At 66.7% G+C, this 24,822-nt stretch carries 22 protein-coding genes; 8 read left to right on the top strand and 14 right to left on the bottom strand.

Annotation, left to right across the window (positions count from 1 at the left end; all coding sequences use genetic code 11):
* Window positions 1–88 precede the first annotated feature (88 nt).
* From ACZLZQ_RS05245 to ACZLZQ_RS05230, 4 genes are all read right to left on the bottom strand, one after another.
* On the bottom strand, window positions 89–1,741 hold the full coding sequence (locus ACZLZQ_RS05245) for an alpha-keto acid decarboxylase family protein (RefSeq protein ID WP_472948475.1): 1,653 nt from the start codon (window positions 1,739–1,741) through the stop codon (window positions 89–91).
* A 141-nt stretch (window positions 1,742–1,882) separates the two neighbouring features.
* Window positions 1,883–2,719, bottom strand: coding sequence for an MBL fold metallo-hydrolase (locus ACZLZQ_RS05240; protein WP_472948474.1), 837 nt, complete (start codon window positions 2,717–2,719; stop codon window positions 1,883–1,885).
* A gap of 130 nt (window positions 2,720–2,849) precedes the next feature.
* Window positions 2,850–3,890, bottom strand: a complete 1,041-nt coding sequence (locus ACZLZQ_RS05235; protein ID WP_472948473.1) for a sugar phosphate isomerase/epimerase family protein — start codon at window positions 3,888–3,890, stop codon at window positions 2,850–2,852.
* Window positions 3,891–3,906: 16 nt separating this feature from the next.
* Window positions 3,907–4,839, bottom strand: coding sequence for a TIM barrel protein (locus ACZLZQ_RS05230; RefSeq protein WP_472948472.1), 933 nt, complete (start codon window positions 4,837–4,839; stop codon window positions 3,907–3,909).
* Window positions 4,840–5,396: 557 nt separating this feature from the next.
* On the opposite strand from ACZLZQ_RS05230, the gene ACZLZQ_RS05225 reads away from it, so the two are divergent.
* Window positions 5,397–6,830 carry a mannose-1-phosphate guanylyltransferase/mannose-6-phosphate isomerase gene (locus tag ACZLZQ_RS05225; protein ID WP_472948471.1) on the top strand — a complete coding sequence of 478 codons (1,434 nt, stop codon included), beginning with the start codon at window positions 5,397–5,399 and terminating at the stop codon, window positions 6,828–6,830.
* A 70-nt stretch (window positions 6,831–6,900) separates the two neighbouring features.
* Here ACZLZQ_RS05225 and ACZLZQ_RS05220 read toward each other — a convergent pair whose 3' ends face one another.
* Complete coding sequence (locus ACZLZQ_RS05220; RefSeq protein ID WP_472934673.1) at window positions 6,901–7,296, bottom strand: DUF983 domain-containing protein; 396 nt, start codon at window positions 7,294–7,296, stop codon at window positions 6,901–6,903.
* 386 nt (window positions 7,297–7,682) lie between these two features.
* On the opposite strand from ACZLZQ_RS05220, the gene osmF reads away from it, so the two are divergent.
* Genes osmF through ACZLZQ_RS05200 form a run of 4 tightly spaced genes read left to right on the top strand, consistent with a single transcriptional unit; the run spans window position 7,683 to window position 11,513 of the window.
* A complete protein-coding gene (osmF, locus tag ACZLZQ_RS05215) occupies window positions 7,683–8,594 on the top strand; it encodes a glycine betaine ABC transporter substrate-binding protein OsmF (protein WP_472948470.1) in 912 nt (303 codons plus the stop codon).
* An 11-nt stretch (window positions 8,595–8,605) separates the two neighbouring features.
* Window positions 8,606–9,835 carry an ABC transporter permease gene (locus ACZLZQ_RS05210; protein WP_472949190.1) on the top strand — a complete coding sequence of 410 codons (1,230 nt, stop codon included), beginning with the start codon at window positions 8,606–8,608 and terminating at the stop codon, window positions 9,833–9,835.
* Entirely contained in the window at window positions 9,832–10,773 is a 942-nt protein-coding gene (locus tag ACZLZQ_RS05205; RefSeq protein WP_472948469.1) for an ABC transporter ATP-binding protein, read from the top strand. Before ACZLZQ_RS05210 ends, ACZLZQ_RS05205 begins: the two co-directional genes overlap by 4 nt.
* Complete coding sequence (locus ACZLZQ_RS05200) at window positions 10,770–11,513, top strand: ABC transporter permease (protein ID WP_472948468.1); 744 nt, start codon at window positions 10,770–10,772, stop codon at window positions 11,511–11,513. The genes ACZLZQ_RS05205 and ACZLZQ_RS05200 overlap by 4 nt, the downstream gene beginning before the upstream one ends.
* A 126-nt stretch (window positions 11,514–11,639) precedes the next feature.
* Here the strand turns inward: ACZLZQ_RS05200 and ACZLZQ_RS05195 are convergent, their stop codons facing one another.
* The 7 genes from ACZLZQ_RS05195 to ACZLZQ_RS05165 form a co-directional block, all read right to left on the bottom strand.
* The gene (locus tag ACZLZQ_RS05195) at window positions 11,640–12,461 is read right to left on the bottom strand and encodes a flagellin (protein WP_472948467.1); all 822 of its coding nucleotides are present in this window, start codon (window positions 12,459–12,461) and stop codon (window positions 11,640–11,642) included.
* A gap of 322 nt (window positions 12,462–12,783) precedes the next feature.
* Window positions 12,784–13,806 (bottom strand): sulfate ABC transporter substrate-binding protein, encoded by a 1,023-nt coding sequence (locus tag ACZLZQ_RS05190; RefSeq protein ID WP_472948466.1) that lies wholly within the window; start codon window positions 13,804–13,806, stop codon window positions 12,784–12,786.
* 242 nt (window positions 13,807–14,048) lie between these two features.
* Window positions 14,049–15,458: a dihydropyrimidinase gene (gene hydA / locus ACZLZQ_RS05185; RefSeq protein ID WP_472948465.1), complete on the bottom strand. Its 1,410-nt coding sequence runs from the start codon at window positions 15,456–15,458 to the stop codon at window positions 14,049–14,051.
* Window positions 15,458–16,675, bottom strand: a complete 1,218-nt coding sequence (locus ACZLZQ_RS05180) for a cysteine desulfurase-like protein (protein ID WP_472948464.1) — start codon at window positions 16,673–16,675, stop codon at window positions 15,458–15,460. Before ACZLZQ_RS05180 ends, hydA begins: the two co-directional genes overlap by 1 nt.
* Window positions 16,676–16,730: 55 nt before the next feature.
* Window positions 16,731–17,399 (bottom strand): amino acid ABC transporter permease, encoded by a 669-nt coding sequence (locus tag ACZLZQ_RS05175; RefSeq protein WP_472948463.1) that lies wholly within the window; start codon window positions 17,397–17,399, stop codon window positions 16,731–16,733.
* A 309-nt stretch (window positions 17,400–17,708) separates the two neighbouring features.
* Window positions 17,709–18,497 carry a transporter substrate-binding domain-containing protein gene (locus tag ACZLZQ_RS05170; protein ID WP_472934664.1) on the bottom strand — a complete coding sequence of 263 codons (789 nt, stop codon included), beginning with the start codon at window positions 18,495–18,497 and terminating at the stop codon, window positions 17,709–17,711.
* A 50-nt stretch (window positions 18,498–18,547) separates the two neighbouring features.
* Window positions 18,548–19,831, bottom strand: coding sequence for an amidohydrolase family protein (locus ACZLZQ_RS05165; RefSeq protein ID WP_472948462.1), 1,284 nt, complete (start codon window positions 19,829–19,831; stop codon window positions 18,548–18,550).
* A gap of 113 nt (window positions 19,832–19,944) precedes the next feature.
* On the opposite strand from ACZLZQ_RS05165, the gene ACZLZQ_RS05160 reads away from it, so the two are divergent.
* The gene (locus ACZLZQ_RS05160) at window positions 19,945–20,373 is read left to right on the top strand and encodes a nuclear transport factor 2 family protein (protein ID WP_472948461.1); all 429 of its coding nucleotides are present in this window, start codon (window positions 19,945–19,947) and stop codon (window positions 20,371–20,373) included.
* A gap of 195 nt (window positions 20,374–20,568) precedes the next feature.
* Here ACZLZQ_RS05160 and ACZLZQ_RS05155 read toward each other — a convergent pair whose 3' ends face one another.
* Window positions 20,569–21,309 carry a GntR family transcriptional regulator gene (locus tag ACZLZQ_RS05155; RefSeq protein ID WP_472948460.1) on the bottom strand — a complete coding sequence of 247 codons (741 nt, stop codon included), beginning with the start codon at window positions 21,307–21,309 and terminating at the stop codon, window positions 20,569–20,571.
* A gap of 210 nt (window positions 21,310–21,519) precedes the next feature.
* The gene (locus ACZLZQ_RS05150) at window positions 21,520–22,239 is read right to left on the bottom strand and encodes a GntR family transcriptional regulator (RefSeq protein WP_472948459.1); all 720 of its coding nucleotides are present in this window, start codon (window positions 22,237–22,239) and stop codon (window positions 21,520–21,522) included.
* A 238-nt stretch (window positions 22,240–22,477) separates the two neighbouring features.
* On the opposite strand from ACZLZQ_RS05150, the gene ACZLZQ_RS05145 reads away from it, so the two are divergent.
* Both ACZLZQ_RS05145 and ACZLZQ_RS05140 read left to right on the top strand, forming a co-directional pair.
* On the top strand, window positions 22,478–23,467 hold the full coding sequence (locus ACZLZQ_RS05145; protein ID WP_472948458.1) for an ABC transporter ATP-binding protein: 990 nt from the start codon (window positions 22,478–22,480) through the stop codon (window positions 23,465–23,467).
* Window positions 23,468–23,502: 35 nt separating this feature from the next.
* Window positions 23,503–24,792 carry an ABC transporter substrate-binding protein gene (locus tag ACZLZQ_RS05140; RefSeq protein WP_472934658.1) on the top strand — a complete coding sequence of 430 codons (1,290 nt, stop codon included), beginning with the start codon at window positions 23,503–23,505 and terminating at the stop codon, window positions 24,790–24,792.
* The last annotated feature ends 30 nt before the right edge of the window (window positions 24,793–24,822 follow it).

Here is a 24,822-nt window from a genome sequence, read left to right as displayed (position 1 = left end):
GCCACCGGATGGTGGGCCATGCTGCGGGACGGAAAGAAGCGGCAGAGGATGCAGGGGATGCGGCAGGCAAAGCGGCGGCGGGACGGTGCTATTCCTTCTTCCAGGTCGCGTTGTTCGGGATCGAGTGATCGGCGACGACGACCTGGATGATCGACGGACTGCCGGAATGCGCCTTGGCGGAAAGGATCGCCTCCTCCAGCGCGCCATAGGTCGACACCTTCCAGCCGCGGCAGCCGAAGACGGCGGCCAGCTCGCTGTAGTTCCAGGGATGCAGGATGCAGGCGGTGTAGAAGGGCTTGCCCGACGTGAACACCGAGGCGTCCGCCAGCCATTGCTCGACGCCGTAGACGCCGTTGTCGATGACGAAGATGATCGGGTCGAGCTTCAGGCGGGTCTGCGTCGACAGGCACTGCGCGGTCATCTGGAACCCGCCGTCGCCGGAGAACACCATCATCCGCTGGTGGTCTTCCTTGGCAAGGCAGACGCCGGTCGCGGCCGGGCCGCTATAGCCGATCGCCGAGTAGGAGGACTGGACGATGAAGCCGCGCGGCTGGCTGACCTTCAGGAGCAGACTGCCGAAATAGTTGAGGCTGGCATCGCTGCCGACGATGGTATCGGCGTCGATGTGGCGGGGAATGACGTCGTAGAAGCCTTGGTAGGTGATGGTGTCGCCCGGATCCTTGTCGGCCGGGACCGGTTCACATGCGGCGGGACGCTCGATATTGCGCCGCAAACCCCGCTGGAGCAGACCGTTGATCAGATGCTGAAGGGTCACCTGCGCGCTGAAATAGGTGCCGTACTTCACCGTCTCCATCGAGACGAAGGCGGTCTTGTCGTAATCGATGGTCCAGCCGAGCACGTTGATGTCGGTCAACCAGACCCCGAGCGCCAGGACGAAATCGGCATCCTCGACGAGCTTCTGCGTGGCGCAGGCGGACGACAAGCCGTCGAAGACGCCGGCGAACTGCGCATCGTCCTCGGACAGGACGGCCTTGCTGAGGAGCTCGGTCACGTAGGGAATGTTCAGCTGGCGCACGAGGCGCTCGGTCTCGGCGTGCAGGCCGAAGCGATCGACCTCGACGCCGATCCAGACCAGCGGATTTTCCGCTTGCTGCAGCCGGTCGCCGAGCCGCTGGACCGCGTCTGCAAGGTTTGTGGCATCGGACAGCGCGCGTGCCGGACGCAAGGGCCTTTCCGGGCGGGCGCATTCGAGGTCGATCATGTCCTCCAGAAGCTCGATGTAGACCGGGCGTCTTTGGGTGATGCACTGGGTCAAAGCATAGTCGATCTGCATCGGCCCGATCTCCGGGCTGTCGACGCGCACAGCAGCCGACGTGATGTATTCGAAAACCTGAAGGTCGGTCTCGCGCCCGCTGATGAAATGATGCGAGCTGAAGCCCGTCTGCTCGAAGGTCAGCGTGCGCTTGATGCTGGGCGCGCCGTTGATGATGACGATGGGCACCCGCTCGACATAGGCGCCGGCAAGCGCGTTCACGGCGCAGAGGGCGCCGGCCGAATAGGTGGTGCAGAGCGCGCCGATCCCCTTCAGCCTCGCATAGCCGTCGGCGGCATAGCCGGCATTCAGCTCGTTGACCTCGGCGACGACCTCGATGCCGCTGGTGGCGGCGTAGCGGGTGATCCACTGGATCGAATAGTCGCCGGCGATCGAGAACAGATGCCGGAGGCCCAGTTCGTGCAGCCTGTCGGCGAGATATTGTCCGACCGTGTATCGCTGTTCCATCGGGGTGACGCCTTCTTGGCTGAGGGCATTTTTACCGGGCAGCAGACCGCCATGCGTCCGGCCGGGCGCACAGGGAGTGCCCATCTCGTTGATTCCGAATGCTGATGTACCGACGGGGCAGAGGCTCCGTCGCTGGCTGCGCTAGTATTCGCTCGCGCTGCCGAACAGGCGCGGCAGGTAGATGTCGAAGATTCCGGGGCAGAGGCGGCCGGGATAGCGCTGCAGCAGGAAGTGCTTGAAGGCGTTGCCGGTCAGGCCCTCGCCGACTGCCGCGAGCGCGGCGGACAGGTATTCGATGTTGCCGGCGATTTCCGCCTTGCCGGCGGGAACGCCGTGGCCGGGCAGGAACAGATCGTAATCCGACAGGAGCAGCCGCTGCAGGACGCCGATCCAGTGGGCCATGTGCTGCGTGAGGTAGAGATGCGTGCCGCTGTAAAGGAGGTCCTGGGCGATGAAGACGCCGAGGTCCGGCAGCCCGATCGTCAGCAGGAAATCGATCTCCGTGTCGACGACGCGGTCGAAGACATACTTGATGCCATCGATGACCTCTTCGCCCGGACTGATGCTGTGGGTCGGAATGACGACCGTCTCCGGCGCCAGCCTTCCGAGCTTCCAGTGATCCCGACGCGAGTCCTCGCCATGCTCTTCGAGGAAGCTGATGGTTTCCGGCAGCGCATGGATGGCGACGTCGGCGAAGGCATCGCCGAGGCCGAACCAGTGGTCGGGGTGGCGGTGCGAGAGGTAGAGCCGGTCGATCGGCTTGTTCAGGCTGTCGGCATAGGCCCGGAACTGCCGGGCATAGGGCGCGAGAAACTGGCCGTCGACGAGGACCAGCACTTTCTCCGTTTCGATGATGTGGGTCGCATTGGCGATGTTGTCGCCGGTATAGGCCGAAATGAACGTGTGGACCCACACGTCCTCGGAATTGTGGACGATCTTGTGGGCGATGATGATGGGATCCGGCAAAGGCGCGACCATGGAAATCTCCGGGCTTCGTCCGAAAGGCAAGACGGCGTGAAGGCGGCCGGCGCAGGACCGGTTGCACCGTCGGTTGTGTGGGCAGGCGCGGCTGGGGCGATGGGCTTAGCCCAGCCGCCGGAATAGTTGCTCAGGCGGTTGCGGCGGTCGCCAGGGCGTGGCTCGCGCCGACGGTGGCAATCTGCTCCCGCAGCACGGTGAGGCCGGCGCGGGCGACGTCGTAGGCGCTGTCGCGCCCCTTTTCCGGCACGTCCTCGCCCGGCCGCCAGAACCGCCGGCGCGCCATCCGCATCGAGCTGTCGAAGGGCGGGATCGCGTTGAACACCTCGACGAGATAGGGCCCGGAATAGACCGGCTCGATCTCGCCGAGCATGACGTCCCAGGGGATCCAGCTGTCCTTGACCGCCCCGCGGTCCGGGGCCGAGATGTGGACGTAGAACAGCCGCTTCTCGCGGGCGGCACGGGCGACGTTCTGGCGGAAGATCGCCGGGCCCTGGCTTTCCATCACCACCTGGGCCGTATCGATCGTCACCCCGCAGCGCGGACTGTCGGCATGGGCGAGGAAATCCAGCGCCTCCGACACCATGTTCGGCGGCGGCGTCTCCCAGCTTTTCACCGGCTCGATCGCCAGCTTCACGCCCTTGTCGGACGCATACTCGGTCAGCGCATGGAACAGCGGCCGGGCCGCCTGGTAGCGCGGCTTCATCCAGTCCTGCAGCGCGTCGCTGACAATCGGATCCCCGCTGTCGGTCAGCGGGAACACGCCGTAGGGATAGAGGAAGGGGCCGGACATGATCGAGTCGCCATCGCCGAGGATGGCCGTGATGTCGACCCGCGACTTCAGATAGGACAGGGCCTCGCGGCGCTGTTCCTCATAGGGAGAAGTCGGATCGAAGGTGCGCGTGGTGCCGACATTCGTGGTGAACTTCAGGCCCTTCAGACCGGCATCGTCGAAGGTCTTCTTGAGGAGGACATAGCGCTCGACCTCGGGGCGATGGTCGCGCTCCGCGGCGCCGACGGCGATGTGCAGATCGAAGCCGGTATAGCCCATCTCGGCCAGCACCTTCATGTGCCGGACCAGCAGCTTGGCGTAGTCGGCGTCGCCGGGGCGCAGGTCGGCGGTGAACATGAAGAAGCTGAAGTAGATCTCGCGCTGGACGGCTTTGGTCATCTCACCACCGGTCATCTCACCACCCCAGATGTTGGCGCAGAAACGCGCGGGCTGTGCGGGCGCTCTGCAGCGGATTGGCCTTGGGGGGATCCTGCTCGGCCTCGATGACCATCCACCGGTGGTAGCCGACCTGCTGCAGGATCTGCAGGACGGGGCGAAGGTCGAGGCTCCCCTCGGGATCACCGGGCACCGTGAAGATGCCTTGCAGGATCGCCTGGTAGAAACTGAAATCCTGGTCCACCGCCGGCGCCAGAACCGCGCCGCGCACGTTCTTCAGGTGCACGTGGGTGACGCGCCCGGCATAGCGGCGGGTGAACTCGACCAGCGCCCGCTGGCCATCTGCCGCGTCGTGCCCGGCCTCCCGCTGCGCGAGCGCGCTGCCATAGTGAAGGTGCGCGGTGTCGAGGCACAGGCCGACATAGGCCGGGTTCGTCGCGTCCATCAGCCGGCCGGCCTCCGCATAGGTCATGACGCCGGTGCCGACATGCGGGTGGTAGCTCAGCTGCATGCCCTGTTCGTGCGCGTACCGGCCGGCCTCGTTCAAAAGGCGCGTCAGAAGATACCACTGCGGCTCGTTGAACACCGGCCGCCCCGTCAGCACCGGCACCGTCCGGATCTGGTTCACCGCGCCGGCGAGCTCGGCGACGACGACATCCTGCGCCCCCACCGTCTTCAGAAAAGCCACCTGCGCCTGGAACGCCGCCATGGCGGCCGCTGCGTCGATCCCGGTGGTGAAGCTCGTGCCGGCCCAGATGCTGGCGATCTTCAGATGGCGCCTGCGCAGGGCCTGAAGGAGCGAAGGAAGATGCGCGGGATAGTTGTGCCCGGTGCTGCCGCCCTCGAACCCCGCTTCGACGGTCTCGTCGAGGATTTTCTGATAGGGCACGTCATTGCCGATCTCCGGAAAGTCGTCATTGGTCCATCCGGTCGGCTGAATGCCGAAGCTCATCCGCTGCGGGATGTCGTCATGGATCTGCCTTTTCTCTCGGAAGGAGGAAATGCCGGATACCCGTGAAAAATGCTGAGTGCTTGCCGTCTTTGCGGAAATAACTGCTCTTATTACTTCGGCGTCAGGGACTGTGTACCTGCAAAAGACGCTACAGGATTGTTTAAACTCTTACCGAAAGTCATTCCGCCTTGGTCGTTTCCGACGGCAGATCATGCCCCAGCGATGTCAGATGATGTAGCAGAGGCCACCTGTGGTTGCAATTTCAGATTGCATCGCCAGCAAACCGCTCAACCTGAACACGGGGCCAGTGAGGCGAAGGCTCCACGGCCGAAGGACCACGGATCTTCCCGGCCGCCGGCCGACTAAGTGCGCTCTTCCCATCGGCAGTCCGGCGCGCGGTCGCGCAGAACCTTCCCGGACTATCGAGGACGGCGGCCGATTCATCTCTCCGGCACCACGGCGACGGAAAAGCCGGGCGGCAAATTGCGTCGGGGGGGCGATCTCGGCTAATCGTCGCGCAGCGTCGCGGCAGGCGGCGCGCGATGCGAGGAACGGCGATGACGATCTACCCGGTGATCCTGTCCGGCGGCTCCGGCACGCGGCTCTGGCCGCTGTCGCGCGCCATGCATCCCAAGCAGTTCATCCGCTTCTTCGAGGACCGGCCGAGCTTTCTCGGCGCCACGCTCGAGCGGCTCGGCACGACCGCCGGCGTCGCGGCACCGACGATCCTCTGCAACAACGACCACCGCTTCCTTGTCCGCGCCGAATGCGACGCGGCCGGCATCACGCCGAAGATGATGGTGCTGGAGCCGGAGGCGCGCAACACCGCCCCGGCGATCGCGGCCGCCGCCATGCTGCTCGTCGACGAGGATCCCGAGGCGATCCTCTGCGTCATGCCCTCCGATCACCTGATCGCCGACGTGCCGGGCTTTGCCGCCGGCGTCGCCAAGGCGGCCGAGGTGGCGCGCACCGGCCGGCTGGTGCTGTTCGGCATCACGCCGACCGAGCCGAACACCGGCTATGGCTACATCCAGTCGGGCGACGCGCTGGCCGGGGGCACGGCATCGAACGTCCGCCGCTTCGCCGAGAAGCCGGATGCCGAAACCGCGCGCGGCTACCTCGCCAGCGGCGACTATGCCTGGAACAGCGGCATCTTCCTGCTGCACGGGCGCACCTTCCTCTCGGAAATGGCGCGGCTGGAGCCGGAGATCTCGGCGGCCGTCAGGGCCTCGGTCGACGGCGCGGTGCGCGATCTCGACTTCATCCGGCTGGAGACGGCGAGCTTTGCGCGCGCGCGCTCGGTCTCGGTCGACTATGCCGTGATGGAGCGCACCGACCGGGCCGCCGTGGTGCCGCTTAGCGTCGGCTGGAGCGATGTCGGCTCCTGGGCCTCGCTCTGGGATGCCTCGGTGCACGATGCCGACGGCAATGCGGTGCACAGCGATGCCGTGCTGATCGACACCGCGAACACCTACATCCATTCGGAGCGCTCGCTCGTCGCCACGCTCGGCGTCAGCGACCTCGTCATCGTCGACACGCCGGACGCGCTGCTGGTCGCCGACCGCTCCCGCTCGCAGGAGGTCGGCGCGATCGTCCAGCGCCTGAAGCTTGGCGGGCGGCGCGAGCACGAGCAGCACCTGCGCGCGCATCGGCCCTGGGGCTATTTCGAGACGCTGTCGCTGCAGCAGCGTTTCCAGGTCAAGGTGCTGCACGTGACGCCGGGCAGCCAGCTCTCGCTGCAGATGCACCACCACCGCTCCGAGCACTGGATCGTCGTCAAGGGCACGGCGAAGGTGACCGTCGGCGACGAGGTGCGCTTCGCCCGCGAGAACGAGAGCCTCTACATCCAGGCGACGCAGTGGCACCGGCTGGAGAACCCCGGCAAGGTGCCGCTCGAACTGATCGAGGTGCAGATCGGCAGCTATCTCGGCGAGGACGACATCGTGCGGAGCGACGACGTCTATAACCGCTCGCCCGGCGAGACCAAGTAGGCCGCCCGCCTCTCGGCGAGCTCAGCACACGGCCGGAATGCGGCTGCCGCCCGCTTGCCGGACGACAGCTTCAATCGTCCGGCCCCACCAGCCGCCCTTGCTCCGCCTTGTGGAAATACTGGCTGGCGACGAGCCATCCCTTCAGCGGCCGCAGCGGCAGGAGGCAGCTGAGGAGGATGACGGGGACGCTGACGAAGACATGCACCCAGATCGACACGTCGAAGGCGACCTCCAGCCAGACGGCGAAGAGCACCGAGGGAATGCAGGCAAAGCAGATGACGAAGAAGGCCGGTCCGTCAGCGGGATCGGCGAAGCTGTAGTCGAGCCCGCAGACCTCGCAGCGCGGGGCGATGGTCAGGAAGCCGTCGAACAGCGCGCCTTGGCCGCAGCGGGGGCAGCGGCAGCGCAGGCCGACCTTCCTCGGATCGAGCGGCGGCCATTCGGAAGAGATCGGCGGGACGGTCATGGGCACTTTCGCGTCAAGAGAAAAGGCGGCGGGCAAGGCGTCATCGCCGCGCGGGATTGGCATTGTCTTCGCCTTTGCTGACGGCCGGGAGAAGAGGACCGATCGTCCACCTCCTTTGGGCCCTTGCGCCAATGCCTTCTTGAGCCAACGCACCGAACGCCGGGCCGTTGCAGCCATTGCTGGGTCCCCCGCGCCGGACTTGCGTAAAACCTGCCTCCAAACGCCGTCGTGAACGGAAAAACCTTGCTCGGCATCGCCGGGGGGCTTGGCTATCGTCGGCGCTGGACCAATTCCGCTCTGGGAATGCCAGACGGCGTCCTGACCTCATTGCGGATCGCCCGATACCGCCGGACCCGGCAGGGCCAGCCCCCATCAAGGATTGCAGCATGCGTTTCGGCAAGACCCTCCTCGGCGCCGCCATCGCCACCGGCCTCTTCGTCGCCTCGGCGAGCGCGCAGGTGGTGGTATCCTCGAAGATCGATACCGAGGGCGGCGTGCTCGGCAACATCATTCTCGGCGTGCTCGAGGCGAACAAGATCGCGACGACCGATCGGCTTCAGCTCGGCGGCACGCCGATCCTGCGCCAGGCGCTGATCGCCGGCGAAGTCGACATCTACCCCGAATATACCGGCAACGCGGCGTTCTTCTTCGAGAAGGCCGAAGATCCCGCCTGGAAGGATGCGGCCAAGGCCTATGCCGAGGCCAAGAAACTCGACTACGACGCCAACAAGATCGTCTGGCTGACGCCCTCGCCGGCGAACAACACCTGGGCGATCGCGGTCCGCAAGGACATGGCGGACGCCGACAAGCTTGAAAGCCTCAGCGACTTCGGCAAGTTCGTCGCCGGCGGCGGCACCGCCAAGCTCGCGGCCTCCGCCGAGTTCGTCAACTCGGCCGCGGCCTTGCCGGCCTTCCAGACCGCCTACGGCTTCACGCTGAAGTCCGACCAGCTGATCACGCTGTCGGGTGGCGACACCGCCGCGACCATCGCGGCCGCCGCCAACCAGACCAATGGCGCGAACGCGGCGATGGTCTACGGCACCGATGGTGGCATCGCCCCGTCCGGCCTCGTGGTGCTGACCGACGACAAGGGCGTGCAGCCAGTCTACCAGCCCGCGCCGATCATCCGCGAGGCCGTGCTGAAAGAGCATCCGGAGATCGAGACCCTGCTGAAGTCGGTGTTTGAGAAGCTCGACCTCGTCACCCTGCAGGAACTGAACGGCCGCGTGCAGGTCGGCGGCGAGCCGGCCAAGGCCGTGGCGCAGGAGTTCCTGACCAAGAACGGCTTCGTCAAATAGGCCTCCCGTCGATCCCGTCGGCCGCTGAAGCGCGGCCCGCGCCGCCGCCCCTCCCCCGACGGGCGGCGGCAGCCATCTGGCGGCCCGACAAGCTCGGCGTCGCGATCGCCGTCATCATCGCGGCGGGCGCACTTCTGCCGTTCGCTACCTTCCGCGCCAACCGCATCGTCCCCGGCACGGCCGAAACCGTCGCCGGCGCCTTGCCCGCGGCGGGCGCCTTCTTCTTCGCCGCCGCGATCGTGGCGACGCTCGCGATTGCCGCGCTGCGCACGCCCGGGCTCCTGCGCCTTGCCGCCAGCCTTTTCGGCCTTGCCAGCATCTCCATCCTGATCGGCGTTTCGGCCGGGCATCTCGCGCCGCCCGCCAATCCCTATGCCCGCGTCTCGCCGGCATCGGGCTTCTGGGTCATGACCTTCGGCTTCGCGCTGCTGGCGACCGACGCCTTCACGCGCCTGCGACCGACGCCGCTGCAGCGCATCGCGATGCTGGCGGGCGTTTTCCTCGCGGCCTGGGGACTGCTCGCCTCCGGCCAGTGGGACGGTCTGTCGATCATGAAGGAATATACCAGCCGCGCCGACAGCTTCTGGACCGAAATCGGCCGACACGCGGTGCTGGCGCTCGGCTCGCTCGCCGCCGCCGCGCTCGTCGGCTTGCCGCTCGGCGTGCTCTGCCACCGCGTGCCGCGGCTGCGGGCGGGGGTGCTCGGCGTCCTCAACATGGTGCAGACCATCCCCTCCATCGCGCTGTTCGGCATCCTGATCGCGCCGCTCGCCTGGGTCGCGGCCAACGTGCCTGGCGCCTCCGCCGTCGGCATTCGCGGCATCGGCGGCGCCCCGGCCTTCGTTGCGCTCTTCCTCTATTCGCTGCTGCCGGTGGTGGCGAACACCGTGGTTGGCCTCGCCAGCGTCTCGCCCGCCGCCAACGATGCGGCGCGCGGCGTCGGCATGACCGACAGGCAGCGGCTTTTCGGCGTCGAACTGCCGCTGGCGCTGCCGCTGATCCTCACCGGCATCCGCATCGTCCTGATCCAGAACATCGGCATGGCGACCATCGCCGCCCTCGTCGGCGGCGGCGGGCTCGGGGTCTTCGTCTTCCAGGGCATCGGCCAGACCGCGCTCGACCTCGTCCTCCTCGGCGCACTGCCGACGGTGGCGATGGCCTTTGCCGCCGCCGTCGTCCTCGACGCCGGCATCGAGCTCAGCCGGCCCCGAGGGGCACAGGGACAGAGGAAGGCGTCATGATCGAGATCGACGGTCTCACCAAGCGCTATGGCGAGACGACCGTTGTCGACAGCGTGTCGATGGTGATCGAGCCGCGCAGCATCGCCGTCATCGTCGGCACCTCCGGCTCCGGCAAGACGACGCTGATGCGGATGATCAACCGGCTGGTCGAGCCGACGTCGGGGACGGTGCGCCTTGACGGGGAGGACAACCGCAGCCTGCCTGGCTTCGAGCTGCGACGGCGCATCGGTTACGCCATCCAGGGCGACGGCCTGTTCCCGCACCGGACCGTGGCCGAGAACATCGCGACCGTCCCGACCCTCCTCGGCTGGGACCGCGCCCGCACCGAGAAGCGCGTCGCCGAACTCCTCGAGCTCTTCTCGCTCGAGCCCGCCCTCTTTGCGGCCCGCTACCCGCACGAGCTCTCCGGCGGCCAGCGCCAGCGCGTCGGCGTTGCCCGGGCGCTGGCGGCCGAGCCGAACGTCCTGTTGATGGACGAGCCTTTCGGCGCGCTCGACCCGGTGATCCGGGCGAAAGCCCAGATCGATCTCCTCGACATCCAGAAACGGTTCGGCACGACGATCATCCTCGTCACCCACGACATGGAGGAGGCGATCCTCCTCGGCGACAAGATCGCGGTGATGGATGCCGGCCGGCTGATCCAGTTCGCCAGCCCCGCGGAAATCCTCGCCCGACCGGCGACGTCTTTCGTCGAGACGCTGATCGGCACGGCCGAGCGGCCGTTCCGCCTGCTGTCGCTCGGCACGGTCGGCGCGCTGGTCGAGCCCGGGACGGCGGAAGGCACGGCGATCGCAGCGGCGGCCTCGCAGCGCGACGCGCTGGCCGAGCTGCTCTGGTCCGGCCGCCCGGCGCTGCCGGTGACAGACGCTAGAGGGACGATGATCGGCCGGGTGACGATCGAGGCGCTGGTGCGCCACGCCGCGAGACCCGCGCCGTGAGCCGCTGGTGGCCGGTGCTGCTGCGGCTGGCGGCGCTGGCCGTGCTCATCGCGTTTCTCGTCGATCCCCAGCCCTTCGCGCCGCTGCTGCGCCCGTTCACCGACAACAACGCGCCGGCAATCTACAACCAGGGCAGCCTCCTGGCGCTCACGCTGTCGCATCTCCGGACGGTGTTCCTCGCGACCGCGGCGGCGACGCTCGTCGCGGTGTCGCTCGGCATCCTGGTGACGCGGCCGATCGGGGCGGAGTTCCTGCCGCTGTCGCGCAGCATCGTCAACATAGGCCAGACCTTTCCGCCGGTGGCGGTGCTGGCGCTGGCCGTGCCGGCGGTGGGCTTCGGCGAGAAGCCGACGCTGATCGCACTGTTCCTCTACGGCCTCCTGCCGATCTTCGAGAACACGGTGTCGGGCCTCACCGGCCTGCCGCCGACGATCCGGGAAGCCGCGCGCGGCGCCGGCATGACCGGCTGGCAGCAGTTGCTGCGGGTCGAGCTGCCGCTGGCCTTGCCCGCGATCCTTGCCGGCATCCGCCTCTCGGCGGTGATCGGCCTTGCCACCGCCACCATCGGCTCGACGGTGGCTGCCAAGACCCTCGGCGAAGTCATCATCGCCGGCCTCGTCTCCAGCAACCTTGCTTTCGTCCTGCAGGGCGGCCTGATCGTCGCGGTGCTGGCGGTACTGATCTATGACGGCCTGTCGGGCCTCGAGCGCTGGGTGGCGCGGCGGGGCAGCAGCCGGTAAGGCGCGCCGCCCAACGCGTGAAAGGCCCCCCGGCATGTGCCGGAGGGCCCTGGTTAAGCCGCGATGTGCTGGTCGCGACGGGGAGACGCGAGGTCGCCCGCGCGGCTTAAGGGGGAGCTCGGTCTCTTACTGGAAGAGGCGGAGGACGTTCTGGGCCGACGAGTTGCCGATCGAGAGGGCCTGGTAGGCCAACTGCTGCTTGACCTGCAGCGCGGTCGACTTGGCCGACTCTTCCTCGAGGTTGGCGTCGACGATCGAGCTCAGCGCCGCTTCGTTGATGCCTTTCAGCGTGGTCTGGAAGTCGAGCTGCGAGCCAAGCATCTCAGAGAAGGACGAGACCTTCGCCTGCAGGCCAACCACTTCCGCCAGCGCCGTGGTGACCTTGGTCGACAGCGCGGCGATTAGGGCACCGGTCGTTGCTGCAAGGGCGTCCGTCTTCAGGTCGGCGTAGGCGGTACCCGTCTCCAGGTCGGCGCCGGCGAAAGCGATCGAAGCGCCGGTCTCCGTCGACAACTTTACCGTCTCGGTCGCACTGCCCTTGATGAGGTTTGTACCCTGGAAACCCGAAGAGGCGGTAAGAGCCGTGATCTGCGTCAGGTAGGACGTGATCTTGCTGGATGCGATGGAGACTTCGGCTGCTGTGGAAGAGGCGGTCGTCGTCGTGGAGATGTCCGAGATCTTCGTCAGGATGTTGGCAATCTTATCGAGACCGGCCCCGGCAGCATCGGCCCGAGCCTTGGAGAGCCCGATATTGGACGACAGGGTCTCCTGCGTCTTGACGTTCGTGCGGATGCTCTGCGCCGTGGTGTAAAGAGCCGCATCGTCTGAGTAGTTATTGATCTTCAGGCCCGTGCCGATACGAGTCTGGTTCGTCGCGATGTCCTTGTTGATCTGGCGGAGCGAAGCGAGAACTGCAGAGTTACCGGCGGTGTTGTTGATGCTGACCATTGTATTTTTCCCCGTTAGAGCCGCAAGAGCGTTGTGCTCGTTGCTTGCAGGGATACTTATGCAGCTATTCTTTGAATGCTTTCGTTGCTAGCTATCGACAATTTGAGTGAATCGCCTTTTCTGTATTTGGCTACTTATATTTGGTTTATCGTTGGTTTGGTAGTGACTGAGAATTTGCGTTTTCAGTTTTAGCGAAACTTAACCTTGCCTGCCGCCCGGGCGCAGGACGACCAAGGCCGCGACACGAAAAAGGGACCGGAATCGCATTGAATCCAGTCCCTTGCATCGAAAGCGCGGGGTCCGGCCCCGCGCCATGCGCGGCTCAGCCCTTCGGCTTGTAGATCTGATCGAACGTGCCGCCATCGCCAAAATGCTCAGGCTGCGCCTTGGCCCAGCCGCCGAACAGCGGATCGTCGACGGTGACGAGCTTCACCTGCGGGAAGCGCGCAATGTCCTCCTTGGCCGCAAGTTCCGGCTTGAATGGCCGGTAGAAGTGCTTCGCGGCAATCGCCTGGCCTTCCGGCGAATAGAGGTAGTTCAGATAGGCCTCGGCGACTTCGCGCGTCCCCTTGGTGTCGACGTTCTTGTCGACCACCGCCACCGGCGGCTCGGCGACGATCGAGATCGACGGCACGACGATCTCGAACTGGTCGGCGCCGAGCTCCTCGAGCGTCAGGAAGGCCTCGTTCTCCCAGGCCAGCAGCACGTCGCCGATGCCGCGCTGGGCAAACGTCGTGGTCGAGCCGCGGGCGCCGCTGTCGAGCACCGGCACGTGGCCGTAGAGCTGGCCGACGAACTCCTTGGTCTTGGCCGCATCGCCGCCATACTGCTGGTTGGCCCAGGCCCAGGCGGCGAGATAGTTCCAGCGGGCGCCGCCGGAGGTTTTTGGGTTCGGCGTGATCACCTCGACGCCGTCCTTGACGAGATCGCCCCAGTCCTTGATCGCCTTCGGATTGTCCTTGCGCACTAGGAAGACGATGGTCGAGGTGTAGGGCGCGCTGTTGTTCGGCAGCCGGCCGCGCCAGTCCGCATTGATCTTGCCGGATTTTTCGGCGATGGCGTTGATGTCCGCCTCCAGCGCCAAGGTCACCACGTCGGCATCCAAGCCGTCGATCACGGTGCGCGCCTGAGCGCCCGACCCGCCATGCGACTGGCGGACAGCGACGGCGTCATGCCCCTCGGCCGCCCAATGCTTGGCGAAGGCGGCGTTGAAATCCTTGTAAAGCTCGCGCGTTGGGTCGTAGGAGACGTTGAGGATGGTCTGCTGCGCGGCGGCCGGCAGCACCGGCATCGCGAAGGCCAGCGACAGGCCAAGGGCGGCGAGAAGCGTCGTCGATCGGGACATGGATCTCCTTTCGGCGGCCGGGTTTCGGCCGGGGGAAACGGACGGGAAGTGTCCTGCGAGGGTGCCGCGCCAAACGCGATCTCTGGCCCCGAGACTAGTCAATCTACTGAAACAGTCGATATTAAACTTTCTGTTTTGCAGGTCCCGGCAGGAATTTCATTCCGCCGGGACACCCTTCCGCCCAGGTACCCGTCCGCTGGCGGGATCGACAGCTCTTGCCCTCTTGCTCTATCGGCCGCCGTCTAGAGAGCCTTGCCCGCGGTGAGGCTCGACAGGCTCCGGCTGACATAGGCGCCATCGGCCTTCGTCCCCTCCAGCACGCCGTCGCGCAGCATCACCTTGCCACCCAGCACCACGCTCACCGGCCAGCCGGTGATCTCGATCCCCTCATAGGGGCTGTAGTCGGCGCCGTCGTGCAGGTCGGCATGGCGGATGGTGCGGGTGAGCGCCGGGTCCCAGACCGCGATGTCGGCGTCGCAGCCGATGGCGATCCGGCCCTTCTTCTCCAGCCCGTAGAGTTTCGCATGGTTGGTCGAGGTCAGCGCGACGAAGCGCGGCAGGTCGATGCGGCCGGCCATCACGCCTTGCGAGAACAGGATCGGCAGCCGCGTCTCGACGCCCGGAATGCCGTTCGGGATGTGGCGGAAGTTTTTCGCGCCCTTCGGGTTCAGCTTGCCCGCGGGGTCGTCGTAGCGGAACGGGCAATGGTCGGAGGAGAAGAGGTCGAAGACGCCGTCCTCCAGCCCGTTCCAGCAGGCCGCCTGCTCCGCCGTATCACGCGGCGGCGGCGAGCAGACGAACTTCGCGCCCTCCCAGTCCATGCCCTCGAGGTCGGCGGCGGTGAGAGTCAGGTATTGCGGGCAGGTTTCCGACACCACCTTGCGGCCCCGCGCCCGAGCCCTTCGGATCTCGTCGATCGCCGCGCCGTTGGAGACGTGGACGATGACCACCGGCACGTCAACGATCTCGGCGAGTGACATCGCCCGGTGCGTCGCCTCGCGCTCGGCCGCGACGGGCCGGGTCGTGGCATGCGCGCGCGGGCGCACCTCGCCCTCCGCCTCGTGCCGGCCGATGAGGTAGCGGATCGCGTCCTCGTTCTCGCAGTGGACCATGACCAGCGCGCCGGTGCGGCGGGCGACGTCCATGGTGGCCAGAATCTCGGCATCGTTCAGGCGCAGGCCCTCATAGGTCATGAACACCTTGAACGAGGTGTAGCCGTCGGCGACCAGCGCCGGCAGTTCCTGCCCCAGCACCGCCTCGGTCGGATCGGAGACGATGAGGTGGAAGGAGACGTCGGTGTAGCAGTTGCCTTCCGCCAGCGCGTGGTAGCGCTTCAGCCCCTCGCGCAGGGTCTCGCCCTTCTCCTGCAGGCAGAACGGCAGCACCGTGGTGTTGCCGCCGTAGAGCGCCGAGCGGGTGCCGCTCTCGAAGCCGTCGGCCATGACGATGCCCTCGCCCGAGGGCTGGGCGAGGTGCACATGGCTGTCGATACCGCCCGGCAGCACGAACTTGCCGGTGGCGTCGATGGTCTCGCGCGCCGGCCCGAGGTCGTGACCGAGGGTGACGATGACGCCCCCCCTGATGCCGACGTCGGCCATGAACGTGTCCGAGGCGGTGGCGACGGTGCCGCCGGAGATGACGAGGTCGAGCATCAGAGGCTGGGCTCCAGTGCCGCGATCAGCCGGTCGACCTCCTCGACGGTGTTGTAGTGCACCATCGAGACGCGCACGACGCCGTCGGTGGCGCCGAGCCCGTGCTCCTCGACGATCCGCTTGGCGTAGAAGTCGCCGTAGCGGATGCCGACCTTTGCGTCGTCGACGGCCTCGACGATGCGCTTCGAGCTCTCGGTGCCGACGGTGAAGCTCACCGTCGAGACGCGGTCCTCGATATCAGAGGAGGCGCGGCCGATGATCCGCACCGAATTGCGGCTCTGCAGGAAGTCCATCAGCTTCGCCGTGAGCACCCGCTCCTGCTCGGCGATCTGATTGAAGCCCGCCTCGATCGCCACCCGGCCGGGGGACGCGCCGGCGCGAACGCCGAGTTCCTCGACATACTCCACCGCACCGATCGAGCCCCAGGCGAGCTCGTAGTTGATGTTGCCGGGCTCGATCTTGTGCGGCACCCGGCTCTTGTCGAAGAAGTAGTGGTAGATGTTGTCGAGCTCGAGCAACTTGTCGCGCTTGCCGAACATCACCGCGAAATGCGGCCCGAACACCTTGTAGACGCTGAAGATATAGTAGTCGCAGCCGAGCGCCTGGACGTCGATCGCCCGGTGCGGCGCGTAGGCGACGGCATCGACGCAGACTTCGGCGCCCGCGGCATGGGCAATGTCGGCGATCTCGCGGATCGGGTTGATGGTACCGAGAATGTTGGAGGCATGCGTCACGCAGACGAGCTTGGTCTTCTCGGTAATCAGCGCCTGGAGGTCGGCGAGATCGAGCTCGAAGGTCTTGGGGTCGCACTTCCAGAACTTGATGACGACGCCGCGCGGGGCGTGCTTCAGCCAGGGGCCGATGTTCGCCTCGTGGTCGGTGTTGGTCAGGATGATCTCGTCGCCCGGCTGCAGCTTGCCGGTCATCGCCTCGGAGAGGAAGCGGATGAGGATCGTCGTCGAGGGGCCCATGACGATCTCGCCGGGATCGGCGTTCATGAAGGTGGCGAAGGATTTGCGCACTTCGCCGACGCGCCGCGTCGCCTCCTGGCTCGGGCCGTAGCTCGCGCCGGTCTGCACGTGGGTGGTCAGGAGATAGTCGGAAATGCGGGCGGCGACGCGGGACAGGACGGCGCTGCCGCCGGCATTGTCCATATAGGCCCATTCGCTGGAGAGAGCCGGAAACTGGTGGCGGACGAAGTCGAGGTCGAGGGTCATGGCAGTGCCTTTGTCGGGCGCATCGGCGCCGAAATCAGGAGCGTGGAGAGGGAGTTCAGCCGCGGCGGTCGCCCTTGTGCTCGAAGCGCGAGACGAGGCGCACGAGCGGCAGCAGCAGCAGGAGATAGAGGATGGCCGCGCCGATCAGCGGGGTCGGATTGGCGGAAAGCGCCTGCGCCTGCGTCGCCTGCTTCAGAAGATCCGGCAGGGCGACGACCGAGGCGAGCGCGGTGTCCTTCATGACGTTGATCGAGTTGTTGGTGAGCGGCGGGATGACGATGCGGATCGCCTGCGGCAGCACGACCTTCGCCATCACCAGCCAGGGCGACAGGCCGATCGCCCGCGCCGCCTCGAACTGTCCGCGCGGCACCGCCTCGATGCCCGACCGGAAGATCTCGGCGGCATAGGCGGCCGAGACGGTGGTCAGCGCGAAGCAGGCGGCGACGAAGGGCGAGAAACGGATGCCGACAAAGGGGAAGGCGTAATAGACGATCACCAGCCAGACCAGCACCGGCAGCGCGCGGAACACGTCGATGTAGACGATCGCAAGAAACCGCAGCGGCTTTGCCGCATAGAGCCGCACCAGCACCAGCGCGAGCCCGCCGGCCAGCCCCAGCACGATCGACAGCGCGCCGAGGAAAATCGTGCGCAGCAGACCGTCGAGCAGCAGCGGATAGGTGCGCCAGAGCACGTCGACGTTGAAGAAGGTGGTGATGATGTTCATGCCGGCTTTCGGGTTGGTTCAGGTGTACTTTTCTTCGTCCCCCGCTTCCTCATCCCGGCTGCGATCGGGATGCTGGCACCGGAGCGGCGAGGACGAGACGCGGCATGGGTCCCCGGCCTGCGGCCGAGGATGACGAGCTTGAGGGGGTAACGCTCCCCTTTTGGCCGCAAAGGTTGGCGCTATCGTCTGTTGAGATGAAGGGCGCCATCCTTCGAAGTCGTCATCCTCGGGGCCTTGGCCCCGGGGACCCATGCCGAAACGGTAACATCGAACTAACGGGGCCGGATGAACTCACCCGGCCCCGTCCCATCAGTCCGTGGTCTTCGGCGTATCGGCCACCGCCACCGTGCTGGTCGTGTCCTCGGCCTTCACGCCGAACCACTTCTCGTGCAGCTTGGCGATGAAGCCGTCCTTCTTCATGGCGGTGATGGTGGTCGAGGCCTTGGCGGTCAGCGGCGAGTCCTTGGCGAACATGATGGAGTACTGCTCGCCCGACTTGATGCGCTCGACGACCGCGAACTGCGGCTTGTCCTTGATGTAGTAGGCGACCGCCGGAATGTCGGAGATGTAGCCGTCGATGCCGCCATTGCCGAGGTCGAGCATGGCGGGCGCGAGGCCCTCGAAGCGGCGGATCTCGGCGATGCCGAACTCGGCCTGGTGGGCGGTGGCGTAGATGTCGCCGGTCGAGCCGGTGTCGACGCCGACGGTCTTGCCCTTCAACGTCGTGGTGCCCTTCACGTCGGACGTCTTCAGCGTCGAGAGCGACTGGTCGCTGTCGTAATAGGGCTGGGCGAAGGAGACCGACTTCAGGCGTTCCTTGGTGATGGTGATCGACGACACGGCGGCGTCGACGCGGCCAGACTGCACGGCCGAGAACAGGCCGGAGAACGGGATGTTGGAAAACTCGACGCCGTCATAGCCGAGGCGCGAGGCGACTTCCTTGACGAGGTCGATCTCGAAACCGACGGTCTCGGACTTCTCGTCCTGGAACTCCCAAGGGACGTTGCCGATGTTGGCGCCGACGGTGAGGGTTTCGGCCAGCGCCGGACCGGCGAAGGCGGCGGCGAGCGTGGCGGCAAGGAGGATGGAGCGGCGCATGGAAGTCTCCTGTTGGGGTTGGCGGCGGGGGTGGAAGGGGTCGGCGGAGCTCAGGTCTCCGCGGCAAAGAGGTGCGGCATCGCTTCTTCGGGCGCTGGCACAGGATCGCCCGGCCTCAACAGCCGCGCGAGCGGGCGGACGAAGGTCTGGCGGCCGCGCTTGAAGCCCATCAAGGGCGCGACGATCTCGGCCAGCGCCAGCACCGCATCGGGCGCATCGAGCACCACGAGGTCGGCGGGATGGCCGGTGGCGATGCCGTAATGCGGGATCCGCATCAGCTTGGCGGCATCGGTGGTGACGAGGTCGAGGCAAGCGTCGAAACCGGCGGGCCCGATCTGCGCCGTGTTGGCGTAGAGATTGGCCATCCGCAGCAGCGAGCCGTCGCCGAAAGGCGTGAACGGGTTCAGGACGTTGTTGGTGGCGAGCGAGGCGGTGACGCCCCTTTCGGCGAGGAGATGCACCGGGGCGATGCCGCGCGGCCTGTCGGCGAGGCGGTCGCGGCCGCCGAGATAGAGGTCGGTCGACGGCAGCGCGGTGACGGCAACGCCTGCCTCCACCAGCGTCAAGGCCGCCGCCTGGAAAGCCGCGGGCCCCATGGCCGACAACTTCGTCGCATGGCCGATGGCGACCCGGCCGCCCCAGCCATGCGCCACTGTCTGGCGGCAGACCTCGCCGATATGGCTACCGTTTGGGTCGAGGTCAAAATCGAGGTGGAAGTCGAGGTCGACGTCGAACCGGACGGCGATGGCGAAGAGACGCGCGATCTGCGCCGCCGGATCGCTGTCGGTATAGGGGCAGCCGCCCAGGAGGTCGGCACCTCGCTGCAAGGCTTCGACCAGCAATTCCTCAGTGCCGGGATCGTTGGTCATCCCCTCCTGCGGGAAGACGCAGATCTCGAGGTCGATCGCAAAAGCATAGGCGCGCTTCAGGCCGAGGATCGCCTCGAGGCTGCGCAGGCCGATGCGCGGGTCGATCTCGACATGCGTGCGCATGTGCATCGTGCCTTGTAGGATCGCCTTCTCCAGCGTCCGCTGCGCTCGCTGGCGGACGTCCTCGACGGTAAAGCCCTCTTTCAGTGCCGAGACGGTGCGGATGGCCTCCTTGAGGTCGCCGGTGCCGCAGCAGGAGAGCAGGCACGACTTGTCGAGATGGATGTGGCTGTCGACGAAGCCGGGGATGACCAGCCGGCCGCCGAGATCCTCCGAGCGGGTGCCAGGCGGCAAAGTCGGCGCGATCGCGGCGATCCGGCCATCGGCAACGCCGACATCGCGCAGGCCCTCGACGCCGCGGAGCGCGGCGTTGTGGAGGACAAGATCGAAGGGCTTCGCTAGCATGAGAGGATCCCGGGTGGCTTGCACACATCCCGACCAGACTGCGCTTTTAATCTGCATGCATTTTCTGGGCCAAACTGTATGACTGATTTTGCCCGCTGTGAAGAGGAAATCCCATGTCCGCGCTTTCCACCCCCGATGCGACCCCGGTAACCACCCTCTCGGCCGATGCCACGATCGTCCGCGACTACCTCGAGGCCTCGATGATTCCCGACCCGGATGCAGCGGCCGCCTACATGGCGCCCGGCTGCACCATCACCTTCACCGGCGGACGCGAGTTCGACCATCCGCGCGGGCCGACCTCGGTCAATGCCGGCCGCTATGCCTGGGTGAAGAAGCGCATGCTGCGCTTCGACGTCGCGTCGGGGGACGGCGAGACGGTGGTCTACTCCACCGGCTATCTCTACGGCGAATGGCCGGACGGCACGCCGTTCGACCACAACCGCTACGTCGACCGCTTCGTCGTGCGGGACGGGATGATCGTCAAGATGGACGTCTGGAACGACAGTGCCGAATGGATCTTGGAGCCGTCGCTGCGCCGCTGAAGCTTGGCGCTCCAAGCGGACCTAACCAGCGGCAGCTTGCCCCCCCCTTTGCCCTGCCGGGCATCTCCCCCTCCAGTGGGGAGATCAGCTTACAGCCCGCGCCGCAGCTTCCGATCTCCCCACCTGAGGGGGAGATGGCCGGCAGGCCAGAGGGGGGCGCAGGCCGCAATGTTCGCATGCGGAGGCGCTGCCGCCCTACTTCACCGCGCGCCGCTTCGGCGAAGCCGCCTCCGCCACCGCGTAGGGCGCCAGGATGTCCATCAGGTCGCGACCACGCGGCTCGGGCGCGGTCAGAAGCGCCCGGCCGGCTACCAGCTCGAGATGCTCGCCCATCGCCGCCATCGCCCGGTCGGCGTCGCCGGAGGCCAGCGCCTCGATGATCGTGCGGTGTTCGTTGACGGCGCATTCCGAGGAATGCGGGCGCCCGAAGGTCGAGAGGGCGAGGCAGGAACGATAGGCGATCTCGCGGACATAGCGGATCAGCACCGTCTTCCCCGACATCTCGGCCAGCAGCACGTGGAACTCGGTCGCGAGCCGGATCGAGTTCGCCTCCTGCCCGCCGCGCGCCGCCTCTTCGGCCGAGACGTGCGCTTCCAGCTCGGCGATCTGCCGGGCGGTAAGCCGTCCGGCCAGGGCCTTGACCACCAGCCGTTCCAGCTCGATGCGGATGTCGAAATCGTCGCGCGCCTCTTCGAAGGAGGGCGTCGCGACCACCGCCATGCGGTTGCGGCGGAGCTCCACCAGTCCCTCTGAGGCCAGCTGGCCGAGGGCATGGCGCGCGATGGTGCGGCTGACGCCGAAGCGCTCGCCGAGCGCGTCCTCCGGCAGCTTGTCGGCCGGGGCGAGCGCCCGCTCGAGGATGGCACGCCGGATCGCCCGGCAGATCGTGCCGACCTTGTCGGCCGAGGCCCTGGTGATGTCGCCGCCTTGCTGCATGACATTTCGCTTTCCCGTCCGGTCCGCACCAGATAGCGCCGGCCGCAGCGTGCTGGCAACGATACCGCGACGCCGTTGCGCCGATAGCACAAAGGCTGGCCCATAGTGCATGCACTTTTACGGCTTACACGTATGCATATAATTGCGCCAGACTGCTTCCATCTTGCACAGCCAACGCACCAGACAGGGCGGTGCCAAACGGCCGGCCTCTCAGCCGGCGCGGCGGGGCACGGCGATGGCGTCGGCGATGCTGGAGCGACGTGCCGGGCGCGGCGAGAGGTCGAGGCCGGCCAGAAGGTCGAACAGATGCTGGCGCATCAGCGACGCCGCCTTGTCGCCGTTCCCCTCCACTAGGGCTTCCAGCAGCGCATGATGGGCGCCGCTCGCGCACATCGCCTCCGGCCGGCGCCAGTAGAGCGCGACCACCAGCGAGGAGCGCGACAGGAGATCGCCGACGATCGAGGCGAGAACGCCATGGCCGGCAATGCCCGCGAGCAGGCGGTGGAAATCGGCGGAGATGTAGACGGCCTCGCCAGGATCGTCGGCGGCGATCGCCGCATGCTCGGCCTCGATGCAGGCTTCCAGCCGGGCGGCGTCGGCGGGCGTCATCTTCTGCGCCGCCAGGCCGGCGATGCGGGGCTCGACCAGCGCGCGGACTTCAAAGATCTCGCGCGCCTCCTCAGGCTGCGGACGGGCGACGCTGGCGCCCTTATTGCGCTCGATCACGACGATGCCGTCGCCCGCCAGCGCCTGCAACGCCGTGCGCACGATGGTGCGGCTGACGCCGAAAGCCTCGGCGATCTCGTCCTCGACGAGCTTGGCGCCGGGGTCGAGGCGGTGGCGGATGATCGCCTCGTGCAGCCCGTCGCGCACCGGCTGCCATGAGGCCTCGCCGCCCGCCTGCCGAATGTCCGGCTCACCCCTTGCCATGCCCGCCCGCCTCTCGCTTTCGCACGGATGAAGGATGCCAGAGCGCCCCCCGGAGGGCAAAGCCTATTCGTGCACAATAATTGTACACAATGATGGGATTCCACGCGCTCGACTGCCCGGCAAGCGACCAGCCGAAGTCGTTCAGTTCGCCAATGGAGGCCAAGAACGCCGGACGAACCGCCACCGCCCGATCTGGCACGGCCAATGCATAGAGGTCGGGAAGGCTGAGGGAACGGGCATGGACGACGGCAAACTCGAACTGGTGCAGGTGACCAAGCGCTACGGCGAGACCGTGGCCGTGGACGGGATCGACCTGCGCATTCCCGCCGGCACCTATTGCTGCTTCCTCGGCCCCTCCGGCTGCGGCAAGTCCTCGACGCTGCGCATGATCGCCGGCCACGAGATCGCCAGCGCCGGCGACATCCTGCTCGGCAACGCCAACATCACCGAGCTGCCGCCGTCGAAGCGCGGCACGGCGATGATGTTCCAGAACTACGCGCTGTTCCCGCACCTCACCGTCGAGGACAACATCGCCTTCTCGCTGAAGATGCGCGGCCAGGACAAGGCGGCGCGCTATGCCAAGGCGGGCGCGGTGATGGAGCTGGTCGATCTCGGCAAGTTCGCCAAGCGCATGCCGGCGCAGCTCTCCGGCGGCCAGCAGCAGCGGGTGGCGCTCGCCCGGGCCCTCGTCACCGATCCCGGCATCCTCCTTCTCGACGAGCCGCTGTCGGCGCTCGACCCGTTCCTTCGGCTGAGGGTGCGCACCGAGCTGAAGCGGCTGCAGCGCGAGCTCGGCATCTCCTTCCTGCACGTGACGCACGGCCAGGACGAGGCGATGGCGCTCGCCGACCTCGTGGTGATCATGAAGGACGGGCGGATCGAGCAGTCCGGCTCGCCGCAGGACGTCTTCCACCGGCCGCGCACCGCCTTCGTCGCCCGCTTCATGGGTGGCCACAACGTCGTCACCCTGGAGGGCCAGCCGCTGACCATCCGCGCCGACAAGGTGCGCCTCGGCATCGGCGGCGAGGCGACCCGCACCCTCCTCGGTGAGGTCCGCGGTGTCGAGTACCAGGGCGCGACCGTGACCGTGGTTCTCGCGACGACCGACGGCGGCGAGATCACCGCCGTCATCCCCGAGGAACAGTTCTACCCGGCGCCGGCAGCGCTCGGCGACAGCCGCAACATCCATTGGGCACGCGGGGACGAAGTCGCCCTCGCCGCCGCCTGACCCGCAAGACTTCCACCCCACAAGAGAGGAACGCCATGACCGAGATGTTCAAGAATTTCGTCAGCCGCCGCAGCCTGCTGAAGACCGGCGGCGCAGCCGTCGCCGCCTCCGCGATCGGCGGCATCACCGGCTTCCCCTATGTTTCCGGCGCCCGCGCGCAGGAAGCCAAGACCTTGCGCTATCTCGGCACGGCGGTGAACCAGTCCAAGGAGATCGCCGACAAGGTCAAGGAAGACCTCGGCATCACCATCGAATATGTGCCGGTGACCACCGACGAGGTGACCAAGCGCATCATCACACAGCCCAACACCTTCGACATCGTCGACACCGAATACTTTTCGCTGAAGAAGTTCGTGCCGTCGGGCAATCTGATGGGCATGGATGCCAAGCGCATCAAGGAATTCGACAACATCACGCCGGTCTTCACCAAGGGCGAGATCAACGGCAAGAAGATCGGCGACCAAGGCACCGCGCCGTGGAAGGTGCTCTACCTCCAGGGTAACAAGTCGAAGGAGTTCTCGGCCGAGCCGACGCAGTGGATCTCGCTGATCCCGACCACCTACAATGCCGACACGCTCGGCATCCGCCCCGACCTCATCAAGCGCCCGATCGAGAGCTGGGCCGAGCTTCTGAACCCCGAGTTCAAGGGCAAGGCGTCGATCCTCAACATCCCCTCGATCGGCATCATGGACGCCGCGATGGTGATCGAGGCCACCGGCAAGTACAAATATCCCGACAAGGGCAACATGACCCGCGACGAGATCGACATGACGATCGAGACGCTGATCGAGGCCAAGCAAGCCGGCCAGTTCCGCGCCCTCTGGTCCGACTTCAACGAGAGCGTCAACCTGATGGCCTCCGGCGAGGTGGTGATCCAGTCGATGTGGTCGCCGGCCGTCACCGCCGTGCGCGGCAAGGGCATTGACTGCGTGTTCCAGCCACTGAAGGAAGGCTATCGCGCCTGGGCGTCGGGCTTTGCGCTGCCCGCTACCCTCGAAGGCCCGAAGCTCGACGCCGCCTACGAGTTCGTCAACTGGTTCCTCTCCGGCTGGGCCGGCGCCTTCCTGAACCGCCAGGGCTACTACGCCGGCGTACTTCCCACCGCCAAGGCCGCCATGCAGCCCTATGAGTGGGCCTACTGGATGGAAGGCAAGGAAGCCGCCGAGGACATCAAGTCCCCGTCCGGCGAGACCATCGCGCTGAAGGGCACCAAGCGCGACGGCGGGTCCTACGAAGACCGCATGGGCGCCGTCGCCTGCTGGAACGCCGTCATGGACGAGGACGCCTACATGATCCGCAAGTGGAACGAGTTCGTCGCGGCGTAAGGCGACGCTTCAAACCTGCTGATCTCCCCC

This window comes from Mesocryomonas lacus (genome assembly GCF_055730105.2).
This window is presented reverse-complemented; position numbering and strand designations above follow the sequence as displayed.

Excerpts from the sequence above, each read along its gene's own strand:
- ACZLZQ_RS05175 (WP_472948463.1), bottom strand. The coding sequence starts at position 17,399 with ATGAACATCATCACCACCTTCTTCAACGTCGACGTGCTCTGGCGCACC.
- ACZLZQ_RS05150 (WP_472948459.1), bottom strand. The coding sequence starts at position 22,239 with ATGGCAAGGGGTGAGCCGGACATTCGGCAGGCGGGCGGCGAGGCCTCA.
- ACZLZQ_RS05195 (WP_472948467.1), bottom strand. The coding sequence starts at position 12,461 with ATGGTCAGCATCAACAACACCGCCGGTAACTCTGCAGTTCTCGCTTCG.
- osmF (WP_472948470.1), top strand. The coding sequence starts at position 7,683 with ATGCGTTTCGGCAAGACCCTCCTCGGCGCCGCCATCGCCACCGGCCTC.
- ACZLZQ_RS05245 (WP_472948475.1), bottom strand. The coding sequence starts at position 1,741 with ATGGAACAGCGATACACGGTCGGACAATATCTCGCCGACAGGCTGCAC.
- ACZLZQ_RS05145 (WP_472948458.1), top strand. The coding sequence starts at position 22,478 with ATGGACGACGGCAAACTCGAACTGGTGCAGGTGACCAAGCGCTACGGC.
- ACZLZQ_RS05155 (WP_472948460.1), bottom strand. The coding sequence starts at position 21,309 with ATGCAGCAAGGCGGCGACATCACCAGGGCCTCGGCCGACAAGGTCGGC.
- ACZLZQ_RS05170 (WP_472934664.1), bottom strand. The coding sequence starts at position 18,497 with ATGCGCCGCTCCATCCTCCTTGCCGCCACGCTCGCCGCCGCCTTCGCC.
- ACZLZQ_RS05190 (WP_472948466.1), bottom strand. The coding sequence starts at position 13,806 with ATGTCCCGATCGACGACGCTTCTCGCCGCCCTTGGCCTGTCGCTGGCC.
- hydA (WP_472948465.1), bottom strand. The coding sequence starts at position 15,458 with ATGCTCGACCTCGTCATCTCCGGCGGCACCGTCGCCACCGCCTCGGAC.
- ACZLZQ_RS05235 (WP_472948473.1), bottom strand. The coding sequence starts at position 3,890 with ATGACCAAAGCCGTCCAGCGCGAGATCTACTTCAGCTTCTTCATGTTC.
- ACZLZQ_RS05165 (WP_472948462.1), bottom strand. The coding sequence starts at position 19,831 with ATGCTAGCGAAGCCCTTCGATCTTGTCCTCCACAACGCCGCGCTCCGC.
- ACZLZQ_RS05140 (WP_472934658.1), top strand. The coding sequence starts at position 23,503 with ATGACCGAGATGTTCAAGAATTTCGTCAGCCGCCGCAGCCTGCTGAAG.
- ACZLZQ_RS05230 (WP_472948472.1), bottom strand. The coding sequence starts at position 4,839 with ATGAGCTTCGGCATTCAGCCGACCGGATGGACCAATGACGACTTTCCG.
- ACZLZQ_RS05160 (WP_472948461.1), top strand. The coding sequence starts at position 19,945 with ATGTCCGCGCTTTCCACCCCCGATGCGACCCCGGTAACCACCCTCTCG.
- ACZLZQ_RS05180 (WP_472948464.1), bottom strand. The coding sequence starts at position 16,675 with ATGACCCTCGACCTCGACTTCGTCCGCCACCAGTTTCCGGCTCTCTCC.
- ACZLZQ_RS05220 (WP_472934673.1), bottom strand. The coding sequence starts at position 7,296 with ATGACCGTCCCGCCGATCTCTTCCGAATGGCCGCCGCTCGATCCGAGG.
- ACZLZQ_RS05240 (WP_472948474.1), bottom strand. The coding sequence starts at position 2,719 with ATGGTCGCGCCTTTGCCGGATCCCATCATCATCGCCCACAAGATCGTC.
- ACZLZQ_RS05205 (WP_472948469.1), top strand. The coding sequence starts at position 9,832 with ATGATCGAGATCGACGGTCTCACCAAGCGCTATGGCGAGACGACCGTT.
- ACZLZQ_RS05225 (WP_472948471.1), top strand. The coding sequence starts at position 5,397 with ATGACGATCTACCCGGTGATCCTGTCCGGCGGCTCCGGCACGCGGCTC.